The organism is Pseudomonas sp. FP2294 (assembly GCF_030687625.1).
GTDB classification, from domain to species: Bacteria; Pseudomonadota; Gammaproteobacteria; order Pseudomonadales; family Pseudomonadaceae; genus Aquipseudomonas; species Aquipseudomonas shahriarae.
In genome coordinates this window covers 1273803-1299643 of record NZ_CP117441.1, presented here as the reverse complement: position 1 = coordinate 1299643, position 25841 = coordinate 1273803, and the positions used below count along the sequence as shown (strand labels likewise).

The 25841-nt window shown below is 59.9% G+C and carries 23 protein-coding genes; 1 reads left to right on the top strand and 22 read right to left on the bottom strand.

What is annotated here, in order from left to right:
• Nucleotides 1-61: 61 nt before the first annotated feature.
• The 7 genes from PSH73_RS05705 to PSH73_RS05675 all read right to left on the bottom strand — a co-directional run bounded on the left by PSH73_RS05705 (nt 62) and on the right by PSH73_RS05675 (nt 6070).
• Nucleotides 62-895 (bottom strand): peptidoglycan DD-metalloendopeptidase family protein, encoded by an 834-nt coding sequence (locus PSH73_RS05705; RefSeq protein WP_057958708.1) that lies wholly within the window; start codon nt 893-895, stop codon nt 62-64.
• A gap of 211 nt (nt 896-1106) precedes the next feature.
• Nucleotides 1107-1742, bottom strand: coding sequence for a protein-L-isoaspartate(D-aspartate) O-methyltransferase (locus PSH73_RS05700; RefSeq protein WP_169865481.1), 636 nt, complete (start codon nt 1740-1742; stop codon nt 1107-1109).
• A gap of 41 nt (nt 1743-1783) precedes the next feature.
• Nucleotides 1784-2533 carry a 5'/3'-nucleotidase SurE gene (gene surE, locus PSH73_RS05695; RefSeq protein WP_057958707.1) on the bottom strand — a complete coding sequence of 250 codons (750 nt, stop codon included), beginning with the start codon at nt 2531-2533 and terminating at the stop codon, nt 1784-1786.
• Nucleotides 2521-3579: a tRNA pseudouridine(13) synthase TruD gene (truD, locus tag PSH73_RS05690; protein ID WP_169990175.1), complete on the bottom strand. Its 1059-nt coding sequence runs from the start codon at nt 3577-3579 to the stop codon at nt 2521-2523. Before truD ends, surE begins: the two co-directional genes overlap by 13 nt.
• The gene (gene ispF / locus PSH73_RS05685) at nt 3576-4049 is read right to left on the bottom strand and encodes a 2-C-methyl-D-erythritol 2,4-cyclodiphosphate synthase (RefSeq protein WP_029297241.1); all 474 of its coding nucleotides are present in this window, start codon (nt 4047-4049) and stop codon (nt 3576-3578) included. Before ispF ends, truD begins: the two co-directional genes overlap by 4 nt.
• Nucleotides 4050-4103: 54 nt before the next feature.
• A complete protein-coding gene (fghA, locus tag PSH73_RS05680; RefSeq protein WP_115127535.1) occupies nt 4104-4949 on the bottom strand; it encodes an S-formylglutathione hydrolase in 846 nt (281 codons plus the stop codon).
• Between the two features lie 8 nt (nt 4950-4957).
• A complete protein-coding gene (locus tag PSH73_RS05675) occupies nt 4958-6070 on the bottom strand; it encodes an S-(hydroxymethyl)glutathione dehydrogenase/class III alcohol dehydrogenase (protein WP_057439887.1) in 1113 nt (370 codons plus the stop codon).
• Nucleotides 6071-6179: 109 nt separating this feature from the next.
• Here PSH73_RS05675 and PSH73_RS05670 point away from each other — a divergent pair, with 109 nt between their 5' ends.
• Entirely contained in the window at nt 6180-7076 is an 897-nt protein-coding gene (locus PSH73_RS05670; protein ID WP_038446476.1) for a LysR substrate-binding domain-containing protein, read from the top strand.
• Between the two features lie 127 nt (nt 7077-7203).
• Here PSH73_RS05670 and ispD read toward each other — a convergent pair whose 3' ends face one another.
• The 15 genes from ispD to bamA form a co-directional block, all read right to left on the bottom strand.
• The gene (gene ispD / locus PSH73_RS05665) at nt 7204-7911 is read right to left on the bottom strand and encodes a 2-C-methyl-D-erythritol 4-phosphate cytidylyltransferase (RefSeq protein ID WP_216312163.1); all 708 of its coding nucleotides are present in this window, start codon (nt 7909-7911) and stop codon (nt 7204-7206) included.
• The gene (gene ftsB, locus PSH73_RS05660) at nt 7908-8186 is read right to left on the bottom strand and encodes a cell division protein FtsB (protein WP_029297251.1); all 279 of its coding nucleotides are present in this window, start codon (nt 8184-8186) and stop codon (nt 7908-7910) included. Before ftsB ends, ispD begins: the two co-directional genes overlap by 4 nt.
• A 171-nt stretch (nt 8187-8357) precedes the next feature.
• Nucleotides 8358-9647 (bottom strand): phosphopyruvate hydratase, encoded by a 1290-nt coding sequence (eno, locus tag PSH73_RS05655; RefSeq protein ID WP_029297253.1) that lies wholly within the window; start codon nt 9645-9647, stop codon nt 8358-8360.
• 156 nt (nt 9648-9803) lie between these two features.
• The gene (gene kdsA / locus PSH73_RS05650; protein ID WP_057439889.1) at nt 9804-10649 is read right to left on the bottom strand and encodes a 3-deoxy-8-phosphooctulonate synthase; all 846 of its coding nucleotides are present in this window, start codon (nt 10647-10649) and stop codon (nt 9804-9806) included.
• Between the two features lie 5 nt (nt 10650-10654).
• The gene (locus PSH73_RS05645; RefSeq protein WP_057439891.1) at nt 10655-12286 is read right to left on the bottom strand and encodes a CTP synthase; all 1632 of its coding nucleotides are present in this window, start codon (nt 12284-12286) and stop codon (nt 10655-10657) included.
• A 273-nt stretch (nt 12287-12559) separates the two neighbouring features.
• Complete coding sequence (gene tilS / locus PSH73_RS05640; RefSeq protein WP_305462078.1) at nt 12560-13879, bottom strand: tRNA lysidine(34) synthetase TilS; 1320 nt, start codon at nt 13877-13879, stop codon at nt 12560-12562.
• 158 nt (nt 13880-14037) lie between these two features.
• Nucleotides 14038-14985: an acetyl-CoA carboxylase carboxyltransferase subunit alpha gene (locus PSH73_RS05635; RefSeq protein WP_029297260.1), complete on the bottom strand. Its 948-nt coding sequence runs from the start codon at nt 14983-14985 to the stop codon at nt 14038-14040.
• Nucleotides 14986-15124: 139 nt separating this feature from the next.
• Nucleotides 15125-18646, bottom strand: a complete 3522-nt coding sequence (dnaE, locus tag PSH73_RS05630; protein WP_057958701.1) for a DNA polymerase III subunit alpha — start codon at nt 18644-18646, stop codon at nt 15125-15127.
• A 77-nt stretch (nt 18647-18723) separates the two neighbouring features.
• Nucleotides 18724-19356: a ribonuclease HII gene (gene rnhB, locus PSH73_RS05625; protein WP_057439893.1), complete on the bottom strand. Its 633-nt coding sequence runs from the start codon at nt 19354-19356 to the stop codon at nt 18724-18726.
• Nucleotides 19353-20492 (bottom strand): lipid-A-disaccharide synthase, encoded by a 1140-nt coding sequence (lpxB, locus tag PSH73_RS05620; protein ID WP_057958700.1) that lies wholly within the window; start codon nt 20490-20492, stop codon nt 19353-19355. Before lpxB ends, rnhB begins: the two co-directional genes overlap by 4 nt.
• 2 nt (nt 20493-20494) lie before the next feature.
• Nucleotides 20495-21271 carry an acyl-ACP--UDP-N-acetylglucosamine O-acyltransferase gene (gene lpxA, locus PSH73_RS05615; protein WP_032858160.1) on the bottom strand — a complete coding sequence of 259 codons (777 nt, stop codon included), beginning with the start codon at nt 21269-21271 and terminating at the stop codon, nt 20495-20497.
• Nucleotides 21268-21708, bottom strand: a complete 441-nt coding sequence (gene fabZ, locus PSH73_RS05610; protein ID WP_029297270.1) for a 3-hydroxyacyl-ACP dehydratase FabZ — start codon at nt 21706-21708, stop codon at nt 21268-21270. The genes lpxA and fabZ overlap by 4 nt, the downstream gene beginning before the upstream one ends.
• Nucleotides 21709-21818: 110 nt before the next feature.
• Nucleotides 21819-22874 (bottom strand): UDP-3-O-(3-hydroxymyristoyl)glucosamine N-acyltransferase, encoded by a 1056-nt coding sequence (gene lpxD, locus PSH73_RS05605; RefSeq protein WP_271043512.1) that lies wholly within the window; start codon nt 22872-22874, stop codon nt 21819-21821.
• Between the two features lie 3 nt (nt 22875-22877).
• Entirely contained in the window at nt 22878-23381 is a 504-nt protein-coding gene (locus PSH73_RS05600; protein WP_057958698.1) for an OmpH family outer membrane protein, read from the bottom strand.
• A gap of 45 nt (nt 23382-23426) precedes the next feature.
• Nucleotides 23427-25814 (bottom strand): outer membrane protein assembly factor BamA, encoded by a 2388-nt coding sequence (bamA, locus tag PSH73_RS05595; protein ID WP_057958697.1) that lies wholly within the window; start codon nt 25812-25814, stop codon nt 23427-23429.
• Nucleotides 25815-25841 lie beyond the last annotated feature (27 nt).

Here is a 25841-nt window from a genome sequence, read left to right as displayed (position 1 = left end):
CTTTATCCTTGGCAACGCTGGAGCCTGTTCCTTCTACGTGAGGGAACAGGCTGACAACACATCAACGCCGGGGTAGGAATTGCAGTGGATCTACAGGCTTACCTTGGCGGCGAATCTCAAAGTGCAGTTTCACCCGGTCTGTACCAGTTGACCCCATCTCGGCAATTGTCTGTCCGACTTTGACTTGCTGCCCCTCCCGAACCAACAACCTGCGGTTATGACCGTAGGCACTGACGTAGGTATCGCTGTGTTTGATGATGACCAATTCGCCGTAGCCCCGTAAACCACTCCCGGCGTATACAACAGTCCCATCAGACGCAGCTAAAACAGGCTGTCCCAAATCCCCGGCGATATCAATGCCTTTATTCAAACTACCGTTTGAAGAGAATTTTCCAATAAGAATGCCATTTGAGGGCCATCCCCAACCCTTCGGCGCAGGCCCCACAGGTGGCAACGGCGCGGGTGCCGGCTTCCTCGCAGCCGCCGGCGCAGCGGTGCCTGCAGGCCGGGTGAAGACCGTCGTCTTGCTGGAAGAAGAAGCCGAGGAACCGGATTTTGTCACAACTGCCGTGGGTGCCGAACCCGTGCGCCCATCGAAACGTATCGTTTGCCCCGGATGTATCGTATAGGGCACCGGGATGTTGTTCCGCGCGGCCAGCGCCTTGTAATCCCAACCATAACGGAAGGCGATCGAGAACATAGTATCGCCCTTGCGCACCACGTACTGCCCGGTGGTCACCGTAGGCCGCTGCGGTGCCGCGCTATTGCGGTCGACGACCCGTGCCCCGCCGCCTGTGTTGGAACAGGCAGCCAACAAGGAACTCAAGACAAGGCCAATCACCAGTCGCTGAAAGCTCGTTTTACTCATACGCTGCGCAATGACTGTGAGACTCACCCGCCGCTCCCTTTGTGGTGGCTGAAACATGAACGCCTGTATCAGGCTTGAAATATGTCGCCAGTATAACTGGCTGCCGGACTTTAACCGGCAACAAGGTAGAAACGAAAAATTCATCTCGCTAAGTAACTACCCAACTTGATGTTGACTCAATGAACCCCGCTGTAAGACACATACCCGGCAATAGAATTCAGTGCGCCGTCATAAATGATCAGGCCAGCGGCCCATTAAGTAACGGCACAAAACGCACTGCCCCCAGGACATGCCGCGAAAAACCTTCTTCTTCGCGCACAATCAACATCAGTTGCTGCACTTCACCCGACCCGACCGGAATCACCAGGCGCCCACCCGGGGCCAGTTGGTCGAGAAGCGCCTGAGGCACATCCGTGGCCACGGCCGTCACGATGATGCCGTTATAGGGCGCCAATGCCGGCCAGCCCTCCCAGCCGTCCCCCCAGCGAAACACCACATTGCGCAGGTTCAATTCCACCAGGCGCTCCTTGGCCCGGTCCTGCAGGACCTTGATCCGCTCGACGGAAAACACCCGCTCCACCAACTGCGAGAGCACGGCGGTCTGGTAGCCGGAGCCGGTGCCGATTTCCAGCACTTTGTCCAGCGGACCCGCCGCCAGCAGCAGCTCGCTCATGCGCGCCACCATGTAGGGCTGGGAGATGGTCTGGTTATGGCCAATGGGCAGCGCGGTGTCTTCATAGGCGCGATGGGCCAGGGCCTCATCGACAAACAGATGACGCGGGGTACGACGGATGACTTCCAACACCTGGGCGTTGGACAGCCCCTCTTCGTAGAGCCGCTGGATCAATCGCTCACGGGTGCGCTGGGAGGTCATGCCGATGCCACGGCGCAACAGGTCGTCCTGTTCACGAGCCATCAGCGCAGCCCCTCCAGCCAGGGATCGAGACCACCGAAGGCATCATTGAAGGTGCGATCAAGTTGTAACGGGGTAATCGAAACATAACCTTGCATCACCGCATGAAAGTCCGTGCCCGGCCCGCCATCCTCGGCGTCGCCCGCTGCAGCAATCCAGTAGCCTTCCCTGCCACGGGGATCGACCACTTTCAGCGGTGCCGCGGCGCGGGCGCGATGGCCCAGGCGGGTCAACTGGATACCGCGAATATGGTCCAGGGGCAGGTTGGGGATATTGACGTTGAGCACTGTACGTGGCGGCAGCACCAGGGTGTCGTGGGCCTCCACCAGTTTGCGCGCGAAGTACGCGGCGGTCGCCAGGTTATCCACCTGGCGCGACGCCAACGAAAAGGCAAATGCCGTGCGTCCCAGGAAACGCCCTTCAAGGGCCGCCGCCACGGTGCCGGAGTACAACACGTCATCGCCCAGGTTGGCGCCCAGGTTGATCCCGGAAACCACTAAATCCGGCTCATCGACCAGCAAACTGTTGATCGCCAGGTGCACGCAATCGGTCGGCGTGCCATTTACGCTGATAAAGCCGTTGGCCAACGTTTGCGGGTGCAAAGGACGGTCGAGCGTCAGCGAACTGCTGGCGCCGCTTTTGTCCTGGTCCGGGGCAACCACCACGCACTCGGCGTAATCGGCCAGCGCAGCATGAAGCGCGGCAAGGCCGGGTGCGGTGACCCCGTCGTCGTTAGATATCAGAATACGCATGGGCTGTCCGTCTGCCCCACCGGCACCAGATCAACAAGCTCGCGCACCAAAACAGTGGCGAAGCATCCGGCCGGCAGGACGAATTCCAATTGCAGAATGTCAGTCTCGGGATAATGCCACGTCAACCCGCCAATGGGCAGTCGCAGAATGCGTCGCTCCTGACTCATGCCGGCTTTGGCCAGCCAATCGCACAGGTCTGCTTCGCTCGCTGCGACGGTTTGCTCCAGCGCATGGGTGGCGCCGCTGGCGGGCGATTCGCCTTCACCCCACTGCGGGCCGGTGGGATGCAGGTCGAGGATGGCCAGGCGCGGATCGCTGCACTCCGCCTCCCCGGCCGGGAAAAAGCTGCGGCTGTCGGTGAACGCCAGCAAGTCACCGACCTGGGCGCGCTGCCATGAACCATCGGCAACCCGCGCCGCCAGCACTTTATTGAACACAAAGCTGCGCGCGGTCGACAGCAGGCGCGAACGCACATTGCGCTGCTCCGGCAAGGCCTTGCGGGTCGCCCAGTCGCGGGCATCGACGACGTTACCGCCGTTATGGCCAAACCGCTGGGCGCCGAAATAGTTGGGGATACCCTGTTGGGCGATCAGTTGCAGGCGCGCATCGATCGCGGCGTGGTCACCGACCAGTTGGGTCAGGCGCAGGGTAAAACCGTTGGCCGCATGGGCGCCACGCTGCAACTTGCGCTTGTGGCGGGCGGTCTTGAGGATCTTCAGGGTGTCGTTTTCCGCCGCGCTCAGGTCTGGATCGGCCTTGCCGGGCAGTTGCACGCTGAACCACTGGCGGGTCAGCGCCTGGCGATCCTTGAGGCCGGCATAGCTGACCGTGCGCAAGGGCACGCCGGCAGCCTTGGCAATGCGCCGCGCGGCCTCTTCGGTGTTCAGGCCACGCTTTTCCACCCACAGCCACAGGTGCTCGCCCTCGCCGGTCAGCGGGATATCCAGCACCTCGTCCACCTGGAAGTCCTCAGCCGTCGCCTTGAGTACCGCGCTGCCCAGTGCTTCACCATAGGCCCGCGGCCCCAACAGTTGCAGGTCGTTCATGCGCGCAGCAACAAGGCGACGGAGTGCACGGCGATGCCCTCTTCTCGACCGGTAAACCCGAGTTTTTCGGTGGTGGTGGCTTTCACGTTGACTTGATCCAGTTCTATTTGCAGATCGGCGGCAATCACTGCGCGCATCGACTCGATATGCGGGGCCATTTTGGGCGCCTGGGCGACGATGGTGTTATCAACATTGCCGACCTTCCAGCCCTTGGCATGGATCAGGCCGACCACATGCCGCAGCAGCACGCGACTGTCCGCGCCCTTGAAGGTGGGATCGGTGTCCGGAAAGTGTTTACCGATATCCCCCAACGCCGCCGCACCGAGCAAGGCATCGCTCAAGGCATGCAGCACAACGTCGCCGTCGGAATGAGCCAGCAACCCATGGTGGTGCGCAATGCGCACGCCGCCCAGGGTGATGAAGTCGCCTTCGGCGAAACGGTGCACATCATAGCCGTGGCCAATACGCATAAAAAAACGCCCCGAGTTAATTCAGGGCGTGATTCTACCTACTTTTGCCGGACATTAACCGAGCAAAGCACGTCCATGATGACGCAAGTGGTCCTCGATGAAGCTGGCGATAAAGAAGTAGCTGTGGTCATAACCCGGCTGCAGGCGCAGCTCCAGCGGATGGCCGGCGGCCTTGGCGGCTTGTTGCAAGGCCTCGGGCTTGAGCTGGGTGGCGAGGAAGTCGTCGCGATCGCCCTGGTCCACCAGCAACGGCAGTTTTTCCGAGGCTTCGCTGATCAGCACGCAGGCATCCCATTCGCGCCACTTCGAACGCTCTTCCCCCAGGTAGCGGGAAAAAGCCTTCTGCCCCCAAGGGCAATCCATCGGATTGTTGATCGGCGAGAACGCCGACACCGACTGGTAGCGCCCAGGATTGCGCAAGGCACACACCAGCGCACCGTGGCCGCCCATGGAGTGCCCGCTGATGCCACGCTTGTCGGAAGCCGGGAAATGCGCTTCAACCAACGCCGGCAATTCCTGCACTACATAGTCATGCATCCGATAGTGCTTGCTCCACGGCTCTTGCGTGGCATTCAAGTAAAACCCGGCACCCAGGCCAAAATCCCAGGCATTGTCAGGGTCGCCCGGTACACCCGGCCCACGGGGGCTGGTGTCCGGCGCGACGATGATCATTCCCAGTTCGGCCGCCATACGTTGCGCGCCGGCCTTTTGCATGAAGTTCTCATCGGTGCAGGTCAGCCCCGACAGCCAGTACAGCACCGGCAACTTGCCGCCCTGCTCCGCCTGGGGTGGCAGGTAGACGGCGAAGGTCATGTCGCAGTCCAGCACATCGGAATGATGTTTGTAACGCTTATGCCAGCCGCCGAAGCTCTTCTGGCATGACAGGTTTTGCAGACTCATGGCCGACCTCAGAAATGGATGACGGTACGAATGCTCTTGCCTTCATGCATCAGGTCGAACGCCTTATTGATATCTTCCAGGCCCATGGTGTGGGTGATGAAGGTATCCAACGGGATTTCGCCGCTCTGGGCCATTTCCACGTAGCTTGGCAACTCGCTGCGGCCACGCACGCCACCGAAGGCCGAACCGCGCCAGACGCGACCGGTCACCAGCTGGAAGGGACGGGTGGAAATTTCCTGGCCGGCCCCGGCGACACCGATGATCACCGACTCGCCCCAACCTTTGTGGCAGCACTCCAGGGCCGCGCGCATCAGTTGGACATTGCCGATGCACTCGAAGGAAAAGTCCACGCCACCGTCGGTCAAATCGACGATAACGTCCTGGATCGGCCGGTCGTAGTCTTTCGGGTTGATGCAGTCGGTGGCGCCCAGTTGCTTGGCGATTTCAAACTTGGCCGGGTTGATGTCGATGGCGATGATACGGCCGGCCTTGGCCTTCACTGCACCGATCACAGCCGACAAGCCAATCCCGCCGAGGCCGAAGATGGCCACGGTATCGCCCGGCTTGACCTTGGCGGTGTTGATCACCGCACCAATACCGGTGGTGACGCCGCAGCCCAGCAGGCAGACTTTTTCCAGCGGAGCTTCTTTAGGAATCTTGGCCACGGAGATTTCCGGCAACACGGTGTATTCGGAAAAGGTCGAAGTACCCATGTAGTGGAAAATCGGCTGGCCCTTGTAGGAGAAGCGCGTAGTGCCGTCCGGCATCAGGCCTTTGCCCTGGGTTGCGCGGATGGCCTGGCACAGGTTGGTCTTGCCCGACAGGCAGAACTTGCACTTGCCGCACTCCGGGGTGTACAGCGGGATCACGTGGTCACCCACGGCTACCGAGGTCACACCCTCGCCAATCGCTTCCACTACCGCACCGCCTTCATGGCCGAGGATCGACGGGAAAATACCCTCCGGGTCGGCGCCCGACAGGGTGTAGGCATCGGTATGGCAAACCCCGGAGGCAACCACGCGCAGCAGGACTTCACCAGCCTTGGGCATGGCGACATCCACTTCCACGATCTCCAGTGGTTTCTTGGCTTCAAAGGCGACAGCGGCGCGTGACTTGATCATCCGGGTTTCTCCTGGGTCTTAAAAAGTAAGACGGGCAGTGTAAAACATGGCTCATTGATTAATAATCCAGGCAAAAGCAAAACATTATTGCTGTACTGGGATAATCACCATGCTTGAAAACCGCTGGGAAGGCATTGATGAGTTCGTCGCCGTGGCCGAGTGCAGCCAATTTACCGCTGCCGCCGAACGCCTGGGCGTGTCCTCGTCCCATATCAGCCGCCAGGTGGCACGCCTGGAAGAACGCCTGCAAACCCGCCTGCTCTATCGCAGCACCCGGCGCGTCACGCTGACCGAGGCCGGGCAGACCTTTCTGCAACATTGCCAACGCCTGCAAGACGGACGCGAAGAAGCCTTGCGCGCAGTGGGCGACCTGACCAGTGAACCCAAGGGTATGTTGCGCATGACCTGCGCCGTGGCTTATGGCGAACGTTTTATCGTGCCGTTGGTAACACGCTTCATGGGGCTTTATCCGCAATTGCGGGTGGATATTGAACTGAGCAACCGCCCCCTCGACCTGGTGCATGAAGGCCTGGACCTGGCGATTCGCCTGGGCCGCCTGCAGGATTCACGAATGGTCGCCAGCCGCCTGGCGCCGAGACGCATGTATCTCTGTGCGTCGCCGTCCTACCTGGAGCGGTACGGGCGCCCCCATAGCTTGTCGGAACTGAGCCGGCATAACTGCCTGATCGGCAGTTCGGATATTTGGCAGCTGGCGCAGGACGGACGCGAATTTTCCCAGCGCGTGCAGGGAAACTGGCGCTGCAACAGTGGGCAAGCGGTGCTGGATGCGGCGTTGCAAGGGGTGGGGTTGTGCCAGTTGCCGGACTATTACGTGCTGGAGCACTTGCACAGCGGCGCGCTGGTTTCACTGCTTGAAGCCCATCAACCGCCGAATACGGCAGTGTGGGCGCTGTATCCGCAACAGCGGCATTTATCGCCAAAGGTGCGCAAGTTGGTGGAGTTCTTGAAGGAGGGGTTGGCTGGGCGGCCGGAGTATGGCGGGTGATCTGGGGTGCCTGGCCTGGCCTCATCGCAGGCAAGCCAGCTCCCACACCTGACCGCGTATCTCTGTTGGAATGCGGTCAGGTATGGGAGCTGGATTGCCTGCGATGAAGTCACCTCGGTCCAGCAGCCTACCGGCGATTAGCCCACCGCAACCTAAGCCACTCCAGATCCTCCGGCCGCGTCACCTTGATATTGTCCGCACGCCCTTCCACCAAACGTGGCGCCTGGCCAGACCACTCCATGGCCGAGGCTTCATCGGTGATGACTGCATCAGCCACCAGGCTATCGGCCAATGCGCGGTGCAAGGCGCCGAGGCGGAACATTTGCGGGGTGTAGGCTTGCCAGATCAGGCTACGGTCAATGGTTTCCGCCACCCGCCCGTGCTTGTCGACACGCTTGAGGGTGTCGCGGGCCGGTACGGCGAGCAAGCCACCCACTGGGTCGTCCGCCAACTGCATCAATAACGTGTCGAGGTCTTCGCGGCTCAGGTTCGGCCGCGCAGCATCGTGCACCAGCACCCAGTCGTCATCGCTGGCGCCCAGGGCATTGAGTTGCAGCAGTGCATTGAGCACCGAGCCTGAGCGCTCTGCCCCGCCGTCCGCGCGCTGGATACGCGGGTCGGCAGCACACGCCAGGTTGGGCCAGTAAGGATCATCGACCGCCAGACTGACCACCAGCCCCTTGAGGCTCGGATGGTCGAGAAAACAGCCAAGGCTGTGTTCGAGAATAGTGCGCCCGCCCAACTGCAGATACTGCTTGGGACGGTCCGCGGCCATACGGGCACCGACGCCCGCGGCAGGAATCACGGCCCAGAAGGCCGGCAAACAGGCGCTCATTGGGCCAACTGGTAGAGGGTTTCGCCCTCCTTGACCATGCCCAATTCATGACGAGCCCGCTCTTCAACGGTCTCCATGCCTTTTTTCAACTCAAGCACTTCGGCATCGAGCACACGGTTGCGCTCCAGCAACACCTCGTTCTCGGCGTGCTGCGCGGCAATTTGCTGGGTCAGGTCGGTCACCTGCGCCAGACTGCCATTGCCCACCCAAAGGCGGTACTGCAGGCCAGCCAGCAGCAAGAGCAGGACGAGGAACAACCAATTGGGACTGCGCATCGAATATCGGGTATCCAGTGAAAAAAGACAGCCATGCAAAACTTTTGAAGCAACTGATAGCACGAAGCCTGGAAGACCCAGGCTTGTGCTTGATAGGCATCAGATTAGTGCGCAAATTCACTCTACAGCGAGTTATCCGACACAATCCTTTGTCTTTTTACCATCAACTACTCAGCCGCGAAACTCGCCACGACCGTTGTATTTGGCTTTTCCGCCCAGTTGCTCTTCGATACGCAGCAATTGGTTGTACTTGGAAACGCGGTCGGAACGGCACAGGGAACCGGTTTTGATCTGGCCCGCCGAGGTGCCCACAGCCAGGTCGGCAATGGTCGAATCTTCGGTTTCGCCGGAGCGGTGGGAGATCACGGCGGTGTAGCCCGCAGCCTTGGCCATCTGGATGGCTTCCAGGGTTTCGGTCAGGGTGCCGATCTGGTTGAACTTGATCAGGATCGAGTTGGCGATCTTCTTGTCGATGCCTTCTTTCAGGATCTTGGTGTTGGTCACGAACAGGTCGTCACCGACCAGTTGGATCTTCTCGCCGATCTTGTCGGTAAGGATTTTCCAACCGTCCCAGTCAGACTCGTCCAGGCCGTCTTCGATCGAGATGATCGGGTAGCGCTGGGTCAGGCCCTTCAGGTATTCCGCGAAACCTTCGGAGTTGAACACCTGGCCTTCGCCGGACAGGTTGTACTTGCCATCTTCGTAGAACTCGCTGGCCGCGCAGTCCAGGGCCAGGGTCACGTCGGTGCCCAGCTTGTAGCCAGCGTTGGCCACGGCTTCGGAGATCACTTTCAGTGCATCTTCGTTGGACGCCAGGTTCGGTGCAAAACCACCTTCGTCACCCACTGCTGTGCTCAGGCCACGGGCCTTCAGTACCGCTTTGAGGTGATGGAAAATCTCGGTACCCATGCGCAGGCCTTCGGAGAAGGTCTTGGCGCCCACTGGCTGCACCATGAATTCCTGGATATCGACGTTGTTGTCTGCGTGCTCGCCACCGTTGATGATGTTCATCATTGGGACTGGCATCGAGTACACGCCCGGAGTGCCGTTCAGATTGGCAATGTGCGCGTACAGCGGCAGGTCCTGGTCCTGGGCGGCAGCCTTGGCAGCTGCCAGGGATACAGCGAGGATCGCATTGGCGCCGAGGCTGCCTTTGTTTTCAGTGCCGTCGAGCTTGATCATCGCGTGATCGAGGGCTTTCTGGTCCAGCGGGTCCTTGCCCAGCAACAGGTCGCGGATCGGACCGTTGATGTTGGCTACTGCCTTGAGGACACCCTTGCCCAGGTAACGGCTCTTGTCGCCATCACGCAGTTCCAGCGCTTCGCGCGAACCGGTGGAAGCACCGGACGGCGCGCAGGCGCTGCCGATGATGCCGTTATCGAGAAGCACGTCGGCTTCGACGGTGGGGTTGCCACGGGAGTCGAGAACTTCACGACCTTTGATGTCGACGATTTTTGCCATTGTTGTAAACACTCCAAAGTTGACGAAAACGACGCAGCTGAAGGAAATCTTTTGACCGACCGCAAGGGTGGAACAACGGGGCAGGCTTGCAGACGACAAGACTCAGGCCCGGGGGCCTGAGCATAAAGCGCGGAAAGTTTACCGGAGAAACGCGGGTTACGCGGTCTCTACCGTCGGAAAACTCTTGACCAGTTCGTCCAATTGCTTGAGTTGGGCCAGGAATGGCTCCAGCTTGTCCAGGCGCAGAGCGCAAGGACCGTCGCACTTGGCGTTGTCCGGATCCGGGTGGGCTTCCAGGAACAGGCCTGCCAGGGACTGGCTGATACCGGCCTTGGCCAGATCCAGTACCTGGGCACGTCGGCCACCGGCGGAATCGGCTCGACCACCAGGCATTTGCAGCGCATGGGTCACGTCGAAGAACACCGGGTATTCGAACTGTTTCATGATGCCGAAACCAAGCATGTCCACCACGAGGTTGTTGTAGCCGAAGCTCGAACCACGCTCGCAGAGGATCAACTGGTCATTACCCGCTTCCACGCACTTGTTCAGGATGTGTTTCATCTCCTGGGGCGCGAGGAACTGGGCTTTCTTGATATTGATCACAGCGCCGGTCTTGGCCATCGCGACGACCAGGTCGGTCTGGCGCGACAGGAAGGCCGGCAACTGGATGATGTCGCATACCTCGGCGACCACACCAGCCTGTTCAGGCTCGTGGACGTCGGTGATGATCGGCACGCCGAAGGCTTGCTTGATGTCCTGGAAGATCCGCATGCCTTCTTCAAGGCCCGGGCCGCGATAGGAGGTCACGGACGAACGGTTCGCCTTGTCGAAGCTGGCCTTGAATACATAAGGGATACCCAATTTCTCGGTAACCTTTACGTACTCTTCACAGACCTGCATCGCCATGTCGCGGCTTTCCAGCACGTTCATGCCGCCAAACAGCACCATGGGCTTGTCGTTGGCAATTTCGATGTCGCCTACGCGAATGATCTTCTGGGCCATCAGGTTTACGCCTTCTTCTGATGTTGCGTCAGTGCTGCTTTAACGAAACCGCTGAACAACGGGTGACCGTCGCGCGGCGTCGAAGTGAACTCAGGGTGGAACTGGCAAGCGACGAACCATGGATGATCCGGGGCTTCGACCACTTCAACCAGCTTGCCATCACCGGAGCGACCGGAGATTTTCAGGCCAGCCGCTTTGATCTGCGGCAGCAGGTTGTTGTTCACTTCGTAACGGTGACGGTGACGCTCGACGATCACGTCCTTGCCGTAGCAGTCGTGCACCAGCGAGCCGGACTCCAGCAGGCAATCCTGTGCGCCAAGGCGCATGGTGCCGCCCAGGTCGGAGCTTTCGGTACGGGTTTCGACAGCGCCGGTGGCATCTTCCCACTCGGTGATCAGGCCCACGACCGGGTGGCCGCTGGTGTGATCGAACTCGGTGGAGTTGGCGTCTTTCCAGCCCAGCACGTTACGAGCGAACTCGATAACGGCCACTTGCATGCCCAGGCAGATACCCAGGTAAGGCACCTTGTTCTCACGAGCGTACTGCACGGCAGTGATCTTGCCTTCCACGCCACGCAGGCCGAAACCGCCTGGCACGAGGATCGCATCCACACCTTCGAGCAGCGCGGTGCCCTGGTTTTCGATGTCTTCGGAGTCGATGTAGCGCAGGTTGACCTTGGTACGGTTGCTGATGCCCGCGTGGCTCATCGCTTCGATCAGCGACTTGTACGCGTCCAGCAGCTCCATGTACTTGCCAACCATGGCGATGGTGACTTCGTGCTCAGGGTTGAGCTTGGCGTCAACCACCGCTTCCCACTCGGACAGGTCCGCGCCATTGCACTGCAGGCCGAAACGCTCGACCACAAAATCATCCAGGCCCTGGGAATGCAGGATGCCTGGGATCTTGTAGATGGTATCGGCGTCTTCCAGGGCAATCACCGCACGTTCTTCAACGTTGGTGAACTGGGCGATCTTGCGACGCGAGGAAATGTCGATCGGGTGATCGGAGCGGCATACCAGCACGTCCGGCTGCAGGCCGATGGAACGCAGTTCCTTGACCGAGTGCTGGGTAGGCTTGGTTTTGGTTTCGCCAGCGGTGGCGATGTACGGCACCAGGGTCAGGTGCATCAGCATCGCGCGCTTGGCGCCGACTTCGAAACGCAACTGGCGGATGGCTTCGAGGAACGGTTGGGATTCGATGTCACCCACGGTGCCACCGATCTCGACCATCGCCACGTCGGCATCGCCTGCACCCTTGATGATGCGGCGCTTGATTTCGTCGGTGATGTGCGGGATCACCTGGATGGTTGCACCCAGGTAGTCACCACGGCGCTCCTTGCGCAGCACGTGCTCGTAGACACGGCCGGTGGTGAAGTTGTTGTTCTGGGTCATGGTCGTGCGGATGAACCGCTCGTAGTGGCCCAGGTCCAGGTCGGTCTCGGCGCCGTCGTGGGTGACGAACACTTCACCGTGCTGGAACGGGCTCATGGTGCCCGGGTCGACGTTGATGTACGGGTCCAGCTTGAGCATGGTGACCTTAAGTCCCCGCGCCTCCAGGATGGCCGCCAACGAAGCGGAGGCAATGCCTTTCCCCAATGAAGAAACAACACCGCCCGTGACGAATATGTAGCGCGTCATGAAAAACCCTAGAAGTCTGCGTTAAAGCGGTCGGAGCCGCCGGGGAAAGCGAAGGAAGGCCGAAGCCCCCGATCACCTGCATTAATCACAGTGCACCTTTCAAAAAAACCGCCGCGTTGTGACAGACCAGCAATGGAACACCGGTACGTTGATCGCTACACATTTTTTGGAATCGCCCAGCAAAGACTGCTTGGTAATCGGCAACAACTGTGTTTCAGGAGAATCCACAGAAGTTGTATCAAGAAGGGAGCGTAGTCTACCGGAAAGGCGCTATCAGCTCAAACCTTGATCGCAGGTTGGTGGCGCCCAATGTAATTGCCAGTCATCCCCCTGCCCTGTCGAGGCCCCTGCCAGGTTGGCCACGGCCACCAGACGGCTACCCTGGTAGAGCAGCGGCAATCTGCCACGGATAAAGCCCGGTACAGCCGTTTCGTTGAGCAGACGCTTGAGGTCGCGCCGGCCACGGCCGGGCACGTCCATGACTTCACCGCCCTGGCGGTAGCGGATGCTCAAAGGGCCTTCAGGGGCATGCCCGCTGAAATACAACTGCCCGTTGCCAGGTAACTGTAGTGGGTTTTGCGGGTGCGACCAGCTCAAAGGACTGTCGGAAAACTCTGACCAATTGGTAGGTATCCACCAGATACGATCGTTGCAACGCTGCAATTGGCCGTCAGCCAAACGCCACACCGGCTGCGCGTCCTCCTTGGCATCGCGCAAGGCGCTCCAGCCAACCCAATGTTCGCTGTCAGGCATCGCCGTCAACGGCGCCAGCCAATAGCGCAGGACGTTGCGCTGCCGAGCGTCGGAAAGATCGCGCAGTGGCGCAAGTGCCAACGATGGCAGCGCCAGCCAGGGAAACGCCGACGGCAGTTGAGCGGCCTGCATATCCAGTTGCGCCAACTCATCGAGCAGCTCCTGGGCCTGCGCCAGATGCCCGGCAGTACGGGCCAGGCTATTCACGGCCCGGGGCCAGCGCGCCGTAAGTACGGGAAACACATGATGGCGCAGGTAATTCCGGGAAAAGCGTGGGTCGCCGTTGGAGGGGTCTTCGATCCAGCTCAACTGCTGCTCGCGGGCGTAAGTTTCCAGTTCGGCTCGCGACACCTCCAGCAGCGGCCGCATCAGGTGCCCCCCACCCAAAGATCGCTGGGCGGGCATGCCGGTGAGGCCCCGCACTCCCGCGCCCCGCAGCAGGCGAAACAGCAAGGTCTCGGCCTGATCGTCACGGTGCTGGCCAGTGAGTAGCAACTCACCTGGGCCGATTGCCTCGGCGAACGCCTGGTAGCGCGCGTCACGGGCCGCACGCTCCAGGCTTGCACCCGATGGCACCTGCACACGCATGACCCGCAGCGGCACACCGGCGGCATCACAGACCGCCTGGCAATGGGCTGGCCACGCGTCGGCCGCAACCTGGAGGCCGTGGTGAACATGGATAGCCTGCAGTGGCGGCAAGGATTGGGTTTTTGCCAGATCGGCAAGGAGGTGCAGCAGAACCGTGGAGTCGAGTCCGCCGGAGTAGGCGATCTGCCAGGCCGGGGCGTCGCGCCAGGGGGCCAGGGTTTGCAGGAGTTTGGCGGTTAGAGTTGGTTTCATCGCACGTTACCGCCGCAAAACTGGAATACGTTAGCCAAGCATATACAACGCCAATGTGGGAACGGGCTTGCCCGCGACAGCGGTGTACCAGTCAACCCATCTGGCACTGACACATTGCTATCGCGGGCAAGCCCGCTCCCACAGGGTAATGCAGTAGCTTAGAGACCGTAGCTCATCAGGCGCTCGTAACGACGGGCCAGCAGCGCCTCGTTGTCGAATTTCTTGAGCATGTCCAACTGCGCGCAGAGTTCGGCGCGGATGGTGGCCGATGCGGCCGCCGGGTCGCGGTGGGCGCCGCCCAGGGGTTCGGCAATCACTTTGTCGACGATACCCAGGCCTTTCAGGCGATCAGCGGTGATCCCCATGGCTTCGGCAGCATCCGGGGCCTTTTCTGCGGTTTTCCACAGGATCGAGGCGCAGCCTTCCGGCGAGATCACCGCATAGGTGGAGTATTGCAGCATGTTCAGTTGGTCGCAGACGCCAATGGCCAGCGCACCACCGGAACCGCCTTCACCGATCACGGTAGCGATGATCGGGGTTTTCAGACGCGCCATCACGCGCAGGTTCCAGGCAATCGCTTCGCTCTGGTTGCGCTCTTCAGCGTCGATGCCTGGGTAGGCGCCAGGGGTGTCGATAAAAGTCAGGATCGGCATTTTGAAACGTTCAGCCATTTCCATCAGGCGGCAGGCCTTGCGGTAGCCTTCCGGACGCGGCATGCCGAAGTTGCGACGCACTTTCTCACGCACTTCACGGCCTTTCTGGTGACCGATCACCATCACTGGCTGGTCATCCAGGCGAGCAATGCCGCCGACAATCGCCGCGTCATCGGAGAAGTGGCGGTCGCCATGCAGCTCGTCGAATTCGGTGAAGATGTGGTCGATGTAGTCCAGGGTGTACGGACGGCGCGGGTGGCGGGCCAGGCGCGCGATCTGCCAACTGGTCAGCTTGCCGAAGATGTCTTCGGTGAGCGTCTTGCTCTTGTCTTGCAGGCGGGAGATTTCATCGCCGATATTCAGCGAATTGTCATTGCCGACCAGGCGCAGCTCTTCGATCTTGGCTTGCAGGTCAGCGATCGGCTGTTCGAAATCAAGAAAATTCGGGTTCATAAGCGTCCGTCTTGGGTCGACGGCCAGGGAGTGCCTGGCCAGCCGGTTGTCTATTCGCGCCCTACCTTAAGGGAGAGGCGCGTCAAGGTCGAGATTAAATGTCGAGTCGAGGTCAGGGGTACAAGGGCAGCCCTGACCGTCAACGGTATTGGAGGAAGACGTTGTCACGCCCGAACTGGTCACGCAATGCTTGAATCAAGCCATCAGCCGGGTCAATTCGCCACGTCTCGCCAAACTGCAACATCGCCTTGGCATCGCTGCCGGTGTACTCCATGGTCACCGGGCACGCACCACGGTGACGTTTGAGCAGATCCCCCAGCCAGCGTAGCTGATCGCCCTTGAGCGCTTCGGTTTTCACCTTCAGGCGTAGGCTTTCGGCCAGGTTGGTGCGGGCATCTTCCATGCTCATTACGCGTTTGATCCGCAGGCGCAGGCCGCCGGAGAAGTCATCGTTGCTGACCTCGCCCTCCACCACCACCATCGCGTCGGTCTGCAACAGCGACTGCGCAGAATGGAACGCATCGGCAAACAGCGACGCTTCGATACGCCCGGAGCGGTCGTCGAGGGTGATGAAACCCATCTTGTCGCCCTTTTTGTTCTTCATTACCCGCAGGGCAATGATCATCCCGGCGACGGTCTGGGTATCGCGCGCCGGTTTCAGGTCGATGATGCGCTGGCGGGCAAAACGCCGGATTTCGCCCTCATATTCGTCAATCGGGTGGCCGGTGAGGTACAGGCCCAGGGTGTCTTTTTCACCCTTGAGGCGTTCCTTGAGGGTCAGCTCCTTGGCCTTACGGTGGTTAGCGTACACATCGGCATCTTCTTCGACGAACAACCCGCCAAACAGGTCGGCATGCCCACTGTCATGGGTGCGGGCGGTTTGTTCAGCGGCCTTGATCGCTTCTTCCATGGCGGTCAGCAGTACCGCGCGGTTACGGTCGATATTGGCCTGGTAGGCCTTCGACTCGTCATGGAAGTACGGACCAAGACGGTCAAGTGCGCCGCTGCGGATCAGGCCATCGAGGGTACGTTTGTTGATGCGCTTGAGGTCGACCCGGGCGCAGAAGTCGAACAGGTCCTTGAACGGACCGTCCTGGCGCGCCTCGGTAATCGCCTCAACCGGGCCTTCGCCCACGCCCTTGATCGCCCCCAGGCCATAAATGATGCGGCCTTCGTCGTTCACCGTGAACTTGAACTCCGAGGCGTTCACGTCCGGCGCGTCGAGGCGCAGCTTCATGGTCCGCACTTCTTCGATCAAGGTCACGACCTTGTCGGTGTTGTGCATATCCGCCGACAGCACCGCCGCCATGAACGGCGCCGGGTAGTGGGCCTTCAGCCAGGCAGTCTGGTACGACACCAGGCCGTAGGCGGCGGAGTGGGATTTGTTGAAACCATAACCGGCGAATTTTTCCACCAGGTCAAAGATGTTACCGGCCAGGTCGGCGTCGATATTGTTGGTGGCACAACCCTCAATGAAGCCGCCGCGCTGCTTGGCCATTTCCTCGGGTTTTTTCTTACCCATGGCCCGGCGCAGCATGTCCGCACCACCAAGGGTGTAGCCGGCCATGACCTGGGCGATCTGCATCACCTGTTCCTGATACAGGATGATGCCGTAGGTCGGTGCCAGTACCGGCTTGAGGCCTTCGTACTGGTAGTCGGAGTGCGGGTAAGCCAGTTCGGCGCGCCCGTGCTTCCGGTTGATAAAGTCGTCCACCATGCCCGATTGCAGCGGGCCCGGACGGAACAGGGCCACCAGTGCGATCAAGTCTTCCAGGCAGTCGGGCTTGAGCTTTTTGATCAGCTCCTTCATGCCGCGGGATTCAAGCTGGAACACCGCAGTGGTTTCGGCTTTTTGCAGCAGCGCGTAGGTAGGTTTGTCGTCCAGTGGGATAAAAGCGATATCCAGCGGCGCTTCATCCACCTTGGCGCGTTCACGGTTGATGGTCTTGAGCGCCCAGTCGATGATCGTCAGGGTACGCAGGCCGAGGAAGTCGAACTTCACCAGGCCGGCCGCCTCCACGTCATCCTTGTCGAACTGGGTTACCAGGCCATCGCCTTCTTCGTCGCAATAGATCGGCGAAAAGTCTGTCAGCTTGGTCGGCGCGATTACCACGCCACCGGCGTGCTTACCAACGTTACGCACCACGCCTTCGAGCTTGCGCGCCATGTCCCAGATTTCGGCGGCTTCTTCATCGACCTTGATGAAGTCGCGCAGGATTTCTTCCTGCTCGTAGGCCTTTTCCAGGGTCATGCCGACTTCAAAGGGGATCATCTTCGACAGACGATCCGCCAGGCCGTAGGACTTGCCCTGCACCCGCGCCACGTCACGAATTACCGCCTTGGCCGCCATGGAACCAAAGGTGATGATCTGGCTTACAGCGTTACGGCCATATTTCTCGGCCACATATTCGATGACACGGTCGCGACCATCCATGCAGAAGTCGACGTCGAAGTCGGGCATCGATACCCGTTCCGGGTTCAGGAACCGTTCGAACAGCAGGTCATATTCCAGCGGGTCGAGGTCGGTGATCTTCTGCACATAAGCCACCAGCGAGCCGGCACCCGACCCCCGGCCAGGGCCCACCGGCACGCCGTTGCTTTTGGCCCACTGGATAAAGTCCATTACGATCAGGAAGTAACCGGGGAACCCCATCTGGATAATGATATCCAGCTCGAAGTTCAGCCGGTCGACATACACCTGGCGCTTGGCCTCGTAGTCTTCGGTGGTGTCCTTGGGCAGCAGGACGGAAAGACGCTCTTCCAGGCCATCGAACGACACCTTGCGGAAATACTCGTCGATGGTCATGCCATCGGGAATCGGGAAGTTGGGCAAAAAGTGTTTGCCCAGCTTCACTTCGATATTGCAGCGCTTGGCAATTTCGACGGAGTTTTCCAGGGCCTCGGGCAAGTCGCTGAACAGCTCAGCCATTTCCTCGGCGCTTTTGAGGTACTGCTCTTCGCTGTAGTTCTTCGAGCGACGCGGATCGTCCAGCGCCCGGCCTTCGCCGATACACACGCGGGTTTCGTGGGCCTCGAAGTCTTCCTTCTTGATAAAACGCACATCGTTGGTGGCGACCAGCGGCGCACCCAGCTTTTCGGCCAGGGCCACGGCAGCGTGCAGGTGCTCTTCGTCGTTGGGGCGATTGGTGCGCTGAACTTCCAGGTAGAAGCGGTCAGGGAACACCGCCATCCACTCCCGGGCGAGCACTTCTGCCTCCTGGGGATTGCCGCCCAGCAAGGCGAGGCCGACCTCCCCTTCCTTGGCAGCCGACAGCATAATCAGCCCTTCGCTGGCCTCGGCTACCCATTCGCGCTCGATGATGATCGAGCCGTTGCGCTGGCCGTCGATAAAACCGCGGGAAATCAGTTCAGTCAGGTTGCGATAACCCACGCCGTTCATCGCCAACAGGCTGATGCGACTCAAGGCGTTATCGGGGTCTTTGTTGGACAGCCACAAGTCGGCGCCGCAGATCGGCTTGATGCCGGCGCCCATGGCGCTCTTGTAGAACTTGACCAGGGAGCACATGTTGTTCTGGTCGGTCACCGCCACGGCCGGCATATTCATGCCCACCAGGGTTTTGACCAGCGGTTTGATCCGTACCAGGCCGTCGACCAGGGAGTATTCAGTGTGCAGGCGCAGGTGAACGAATGAAGCCGGCATAGTGATCCTGTCTAGATACGTGTGAAAACAACAAGGCCCGGATTGTACCGGGCCTTGAGTAAAACATCAGCCTGCGCCTAAAGCTCGACCAGGCTTTCGCGCACCTCATAAGCCTGGCGTACCGGGGCAAACGAGCGGCGGTGGATCGGCGTCGGGCCCAATCGAGCCAGGGCTTCCAGATGAACGGGCGTCGGGTAGCCTTTATGGCCGCCTATGCCATAGCCCGGATAGATCAATTCGAACGCCGCCATCTCACGGTCACGACTGACCTTGGCCAGGATGGAGGCGGCGGCAATTGCCGGCACCTTACTATCACCCTTGACCACCGCCTCGGCCGGCATCGCCAGCTTCGGGCAGCGATTGCCGTCGATCATCGCCAGCTTGGGGGTGATGTGCAGGCCCTCGACGGCGCGCTGCATGGCCAGCATCGTGGCATGCAGGATGTTCAGTTCGTCGATTTCTTCGACTTCGGCCCGGGCGATATGCCAGCTGAGGGCTTTTTCGCAAATTTCATCAAAAAGCTTTTCACGACGGGCTTCGGTGAGCTTCTTCGAGTCGTTGAGACCGAGGATCGGACGATTCGGATCAAGAATCACCGCCGCCGTGACCACCGCGCCGCACAACGGGCCGCGCCCTACTTCATCGACACCGGCGACCAGTTCGTGGGTTTGGGCGACCAGGCTGAAATCCAGGCCCATTTGCGTCTTCATAGGGTTTCCTGCTGGCGGCCGATCAAGGTCAACACGGCGTCTGCGGCCTGGTTCGACGCATCACGGCGCAAGGTACGGTGAATTTCGTCAAAGCCGCGGGTTTGCTCTTCGCCACCGTCGATCAACGGCAGAATGTTCTGGGCCAAGGCCTCGGGGGTAGCAGCGTCCTGCAGCAACTCCGGCACCAACAACCGCTGGGCCAGCAGGTTGGGCAAGGAGATGTACGGGCTTTTGACCATGCGCTTGAGAATCCAGTAGGTCAGCGGCGCAAGGCGATAGGCCACAACCATCGGCCGCTTGTAGAGCAAAGCCTCCAGCGTGGCGGTACCGGAGGCGATCAACACCGCATCACAGGCCGCCAGGGCCAGGTGCGAACCACCGTCGAGCAGGGTCAACGGCAGGTCACGTCCTACCAGCAAGGCCTCGATCTGTGCACGCCGTTGCGGGCTGGCGCACGGCAGTACAAACCGCACCCCGGGCTTCAAGGCCAGCAGACGCTCGGCCGCATCGAAAAACAGTGCGCCCAGGCGCCCGACTTCACCGCCACGGCTACCGGGCATCAACGCCACCAGCGGCCCGTCGGGCAGGCCCAACGCGGCGCGGGCGGCGGCGCGATCAGCCTGCAGCGGAATGGTATCGGCAAGGGTGTGGCCGACAAACCTGACCGGCACGCCCTTCTCTTCGTAGAACCGCGCCTCGAAAGGCAGCAGGGTCAGCATCAGGTCGCAGCCTTCGCGGATCTTCAGCACACGCTTTTGCCGCCACGCCCATACGGACGGGCTGACGTAATGCACGGTCTTGATCCCGGCCTGACGCAGTTTGAGTTCGATATTGAGGGTGAAGTCCGGTGCGTCGATACCGATAAAGACGTCCGGTTTTTCTGCAATCAGGGTCTGGATCAGCAGTTTGCGCCGAGCCAGCAGCTCGCGCAGGCGCCCCAGCACTTCCACCAGCCCCATGACCGACAAACGCTCCATGGGAAAGTAGGAAGTCAGGCCTTCGGCCTGCATCAGCGGGCCGCCGACCCCAATGAATTCAACGGCTGGATGCTGCGCCTTGATGGCGCGCATCAGGCCAGCGCCGAGGATATCGCCGGAAGCTTCTCCGGCCACCAATGCAATACGCAGCGTGGCCATGATCAGCGGGTGATGCCGCGAGTCGATGCCTGGATCGAATCGCGGAAGATGGCAACTTCTGGAAACAGCGCCGCCGGCTCGGCCAGCTCGGCCAGCGCCTGGTCAACCGTCAGCCCCTGGCGATACACCACTTTGTAAGCGCGGCGCAGGGCGTGGATGGCATCTTCGCTGAAACCACGTCGGCGCATGCCTTCGAAGTTCATGCTGCGGGCTTCGGCAGGGTTGCCAAAAACCGTGACGAACGCCGGTACATCCTTGCCAATAGCGGTACCCATGCCGGAAAAGCTATGGGCACCAATATGACAGTACTGATGCACCAGGGTGAAACCGGAAAGAATCGCCCAGTCGTCAACGTGCACATGGCCGGCCAGCGCAGTGTTATTGACGAGGATGCAGTGGTTGCCGATCACACTGTCGTGACCGATATGGGCGTAGGCCATCACCAGATTGTGATCACCCAGGGTCGTTTCCGCCCGATCCTGCACTGTGCCACGATGAATGGTCACGCCTTCACGAATGATGTTGTGATCACCGATTACCAGGCGGGTTTCCTCACCCTTGTACTTCATGTCCGGCGTATCTTCGCCTACCGAGGAGAACTGGTAGATGCGGTTGTGTTTGCCAATGCGGGTCGGACCCTTGAGGATCACGTGCGGCCCGATGACAGTCCCCTCGCCGATTTCCACACCTGCGCCGATGATCGACCAGGGGCCGACCTCAACGTCGGCGGCCAGCACGGCCGTCGGATCGATGATTGCGCGAGGGTCAATCAAACTCATAGTTTGCGTTCCGCACAGATGATTTCGGCGGAACACACAGGCTTGCCGTCAACGGAGGCCTGGCATTCGAATTTCCAGATCTGGCGCTTGCAGCTCACGAACTTGGCTTCCAGGATCAACTGGTCACCTGGGGTGACCGGGTTGCGGAAGCGCAGCTTGTCGGAGCCCACGAAATAGTAAAGCGTGCCATCGGCAGGCTTGAGGTCGAGCATTTTAAAACCGAGGATACCAGCGGCCTGGGCCATTGCCTCAATGATCAGCACGCCCGGCATGATCGGATGCGCGGGAAAGTGACCGTTGAAGAATGGTTCGTTGATGCTGACATTCTTGTAGGCACGAATGCGCTTTTCCTCAACATTCAGTTCCACTACACGGTCCACCAGCAGGAACGGGTAACGGTGAGGCAGGTATTCGCGAATCTCGTTGATGTCCATCATTTCGGGGGGAAGCCTGTAATAAAGATTGGGAGCGCGCGGACTAAGGCACGCCCCTCTAGCAAATCAAGAAGGCAGTCTAGCTGCTGTGCACACTTGATATGGAAATGGTATCAGCCATCTGATGAAACATTACTGCCAGGGGTCACGTCCCCAACACGCTTTTCCAGATGTTTCAGGCGCCGCGCCATGTCGTCGAGCTGCCTTAAACGGGCCGCGCTCTTGCGCCACTCGGCCGCGGGTTGCATCGCTGTACCGGAAGAGTAGGCCCCTGGCTCGGTAATCGAGTGGGTCACCATGGTCATGCCGGTAATGAATACGTTGTCGCAGATTTCAATATGGCCCACCAAGCCGACACCGCCGGCCAGCATGCAATGCTTGCCGATCTTGGTGCTGCCAGAGATACCGACACACGCGGCCATGGCCGTGTGATCGCCAATCTGTACGTTGTGGGCGATCTGGATCTGGTTGTCCAGCTTCACACCATTGCCAATCACGGTATCGGCCAGGGCCCCGCGATCGACGGCAGTGTTGACGCCAATCTCCACATCATCACCGATCAGCACACCGCCGACCTGGGCGATCTTCTGCCAGATGCCCTTCTCGTTGGCGAAGCCAAAGCCTTCGCCGCCGATCACGGCACCCGACTGAATCACCACTCGCTGCCCGATACGCACATCGTGGTACAGGGTCACGCGCGGCGCGAGCCAGCCACCTGCAGCGATTTCACTGCGGGCACCGATAAAGCAATGAGCGCCTACGGTCACACCGGCGCCAATGCGCGCACCACTCTCGATCACCACAAAAGCCCCGATGCTCGCCGCAGGATCTACCTGAGCATCATCGGCGATGACAGCAGAAGGATGGATACCAGGAGCCGCTTTGGGTTTCGGATCGAACAGGTGCGACACCCGCGCGTAAGCCGCGTAAGGGTCAGCCACCACCAGCGCATCCCCGGCAAACGTCTCGGCGTCAGCGGCCTTCAGCAATACGGCTGCAGCCTGGCTGTCGCCCAGGTATTTACGGTATTGGGGATTTGCGAGGAAGCTCAACTGAGCTGGGCCAGCCTCCTGCAAGGTGGCTAGCCCAGTGATTTCCTTCTCCGGGGAGCCACTCAAGGTAGCCCCCAGGAACTCGGCCAATTGACCGAGTTTGATAGTCGCGGTCATGGCTTACTTCAGCTGGTTCATGCGCTCGATCACCTGGCGGGTGATGTCGTATTGAGGCTTGACGTCAATCACGGCGCCACGCTCGAAGACCAGGTCAAAGGCACCTTTCTTGATGACTGCTTCCACGGCGCTGTCGAGTTTTGGCTTCAGTTGCTTGAGCATTTCACGGTCAGCAACAGCCTTGGCTTCGTTCAGCTCCTTGGACTGGAACTGATAGTCACGGGCCTTTTGCTTGAATTCAAGCTCCAGACGCTCACGCTCGCCTTGCTGCATTTTATCGCCACCGGCGACCAGACGATCCTGGATGCCCTTGGCGCTGCTTTCCAGGGTCTTGAGCTTGGTCAGTTGCGGACCAAATTTCTTCTCGGCATCCACGGCGTACTTCTTGGCCGCATCGGATTCCAGCAGAGCCATCTGATAGTTCAGGACGGCGATTTTCATTTCGGCAAACGCCGGGGTCGCTACCAGCACAGTTGCCAGAAGAACCAATTGAGTCAACTTACGCACGATGCACTCCTACAGAATCCGTTGTCGTTATCTTGGGTCGGACGCTTAGAACGTCTGGCCGAGGGAAAATTGGAAAATCTGGGTTTCAGCGTTATCCGGTTTCTTGACTGGCATCGCCAAGGCGAAGCTCAGAGGACCCAGGGCAGTAATCCAGGTCACACCCACACCCACGGAACTGGCCAGATTGCTCAGGCTGACGTCGTTGCACTGGGTGTTGGACTTCAAGCCGCTTGGGTTACGGATCTGCTCGCACTTGGAGTCGAATACGTTACCCACATCCCAGAAGACCGAGGTCCGCAGGGAACGCTGGTCCTTGACGAACGGCAGCGGGAACAGAATTTCCGCACCACCTTGAATCAGCACGTTACCACCGAATGGCAGCGGATCATTGTCCGAGTCACGCACGGTGCCGACGTTACCGGTTTCGGCAACACCACGGCTTGGCGTACCACGTGGACCCAGGGTGCTGTCCTTGAAGCCACGTACCGAGTTGAAACCACCGGCGTAGTAGTTCTCGTAGAACGGCAGGCCATCGGTCGAACCGTAGCCATCACCATAGCCCAGTTCCGTGTGCAGGCGCATGGTGTAGTTATCGCTCAACGGCGTGAACAACTGGCCACGGTAGTCGAGTTTGAAGAACGACAGGTCGCTACCAGGGGTGGTGGCTTCCAGGGTCAGGCTCTGGGAATGACCACGGGTCGCCAGCACGCCTTTGTTCAGGGTGGACTCGGACCAACCGGCCGAGGCCTTGAAGTTGAGGAACTTGTCACCTTCGCGGCGGGTGAAGTCGAAGATTTCGTCCACGGTGTAGACACCGGTCTTGATCTCATCCTGCTGCGCGGTCAGGCCGAAGGTCAGACGCGAAGTCTCACTGATCGGGTAGCCCACGTTGACACCGGCACCCAGGCTGTCGATCGCATAGCTTGCAACGTCGACGTCGAGGTCTTTGTAGTCCGTGGTGCGGTAGAAAGCGTTGTAGCCCAGGCTCACACCATCAGCAGTCCAGTAGGGGTCCACATAACCGAAGTTGTAGCGGCTCTGGTATTCACTGCGGGTCAGGCCGATGGAAACCTTGTTACCAGTACCCAGGAAGTTGTTCTGGGTGATCGAGCCACCAAGGATCAGGCCTGCACTCTGTGCAAAACCGACACTGGCGGTGATCGAGCCGGAGGCTTGTTCTTCCACGGCGTAGTTCACGTCGACCTGGTCATCCACACCCGGTACGGCCGGGGTTTCGACGTTGACTTCCTTGAAGAAGCCCAGGCGCTCAAGACGGGTCTTGGACTGGTCGATCAGGTAGGTCGAAGCCCAGCCACCTTCCATCTGACGCATTTCACGACGCAGCACTTCGTCCTCGGACTTGGTGTTGCCACGGAAGTTGATGCGGTTGACGTAGGCACGCTTGCCTGGATCGACGACAAAGGTGATGTCCACAGTGTGGTCATCATCGTGGGGGGTCGGCACGCCGTTGACGTTGGCGAAGGTATAGCCTTCGTTACCCAGGCGACGGGTGATCAGCTCGGAAGTCGTGGTCATCAGCTTGCGCGAGAACACCTGGTCCTTCTGGACCAGCAGCAGGGACTTGACCTGGTCTTCAGGCACTTTCAGGTCGCCGCTGAGCTTCACGTCACGAACGCGGTACTTCTCGCCTTCGTTGACGTTGACGGTGATGTACACGTGTTTCTTGTCCGGGGTGATGGACACCTGGGTCGAGGCGATATCCATGTTGATATAGCCACGGTCCAGGTAGTAGGAACGCAGGCGCTCCAGGTCACCGGAGAGTTTTTCACGGGCGTACTTGTCGTCGTTCTTGAAGAACGACAGCCAGTTAGTGGTCTTGAGTTCGAACAGGTCGATCAGGTCGTCGTCGGCGAACTTGGTGTTACCCACCACGTTGATGTGCTGGATCGCCGCCACAGTGCCTTCGTTGATGTTGACCTTCAGGCCGACACGGTTGCGCGGCTGCGGCACCACTTCGGTTTCCACGGAAGCGGAGTAACGGCCCTGGGCAACGTATTGACGTTGCAGCTCGTTACGCACGCCTTCGAGGGTGGCACGCTGGAAGATCTCGCCTTCGGCCAGGCCGGACTGTTTGAGACCCTTCATCAAGTCTTCAGTGGAGATCGCCTTGTTGCCTTCGATCTCGATACTGGCGACAGAAGGCCGCTCGACGACAGTGATGACCAGGACGTTGCCTTCACGACCCAGTTGGATATCTTGAAAGAAGCCGGTTTTGAACAGCGCACGAGTGGATTCCACCAGGCGACGGTCGTCAGCCTGTTCCCCAACGTTCAACGGCAAGGCGCCAAAGACGCTACCCGCGGAAACCCGCTGGAGGCCGTTGACGCGAATATCGGAGATGGTGAAGGACTCGGCGTGAACTTCGGCGATCATCAATACGGTGAGAACCGCAGTTAGCAGCAGACGTTTCATGAAGTCCTTTCTTATTCCAACTGGCAA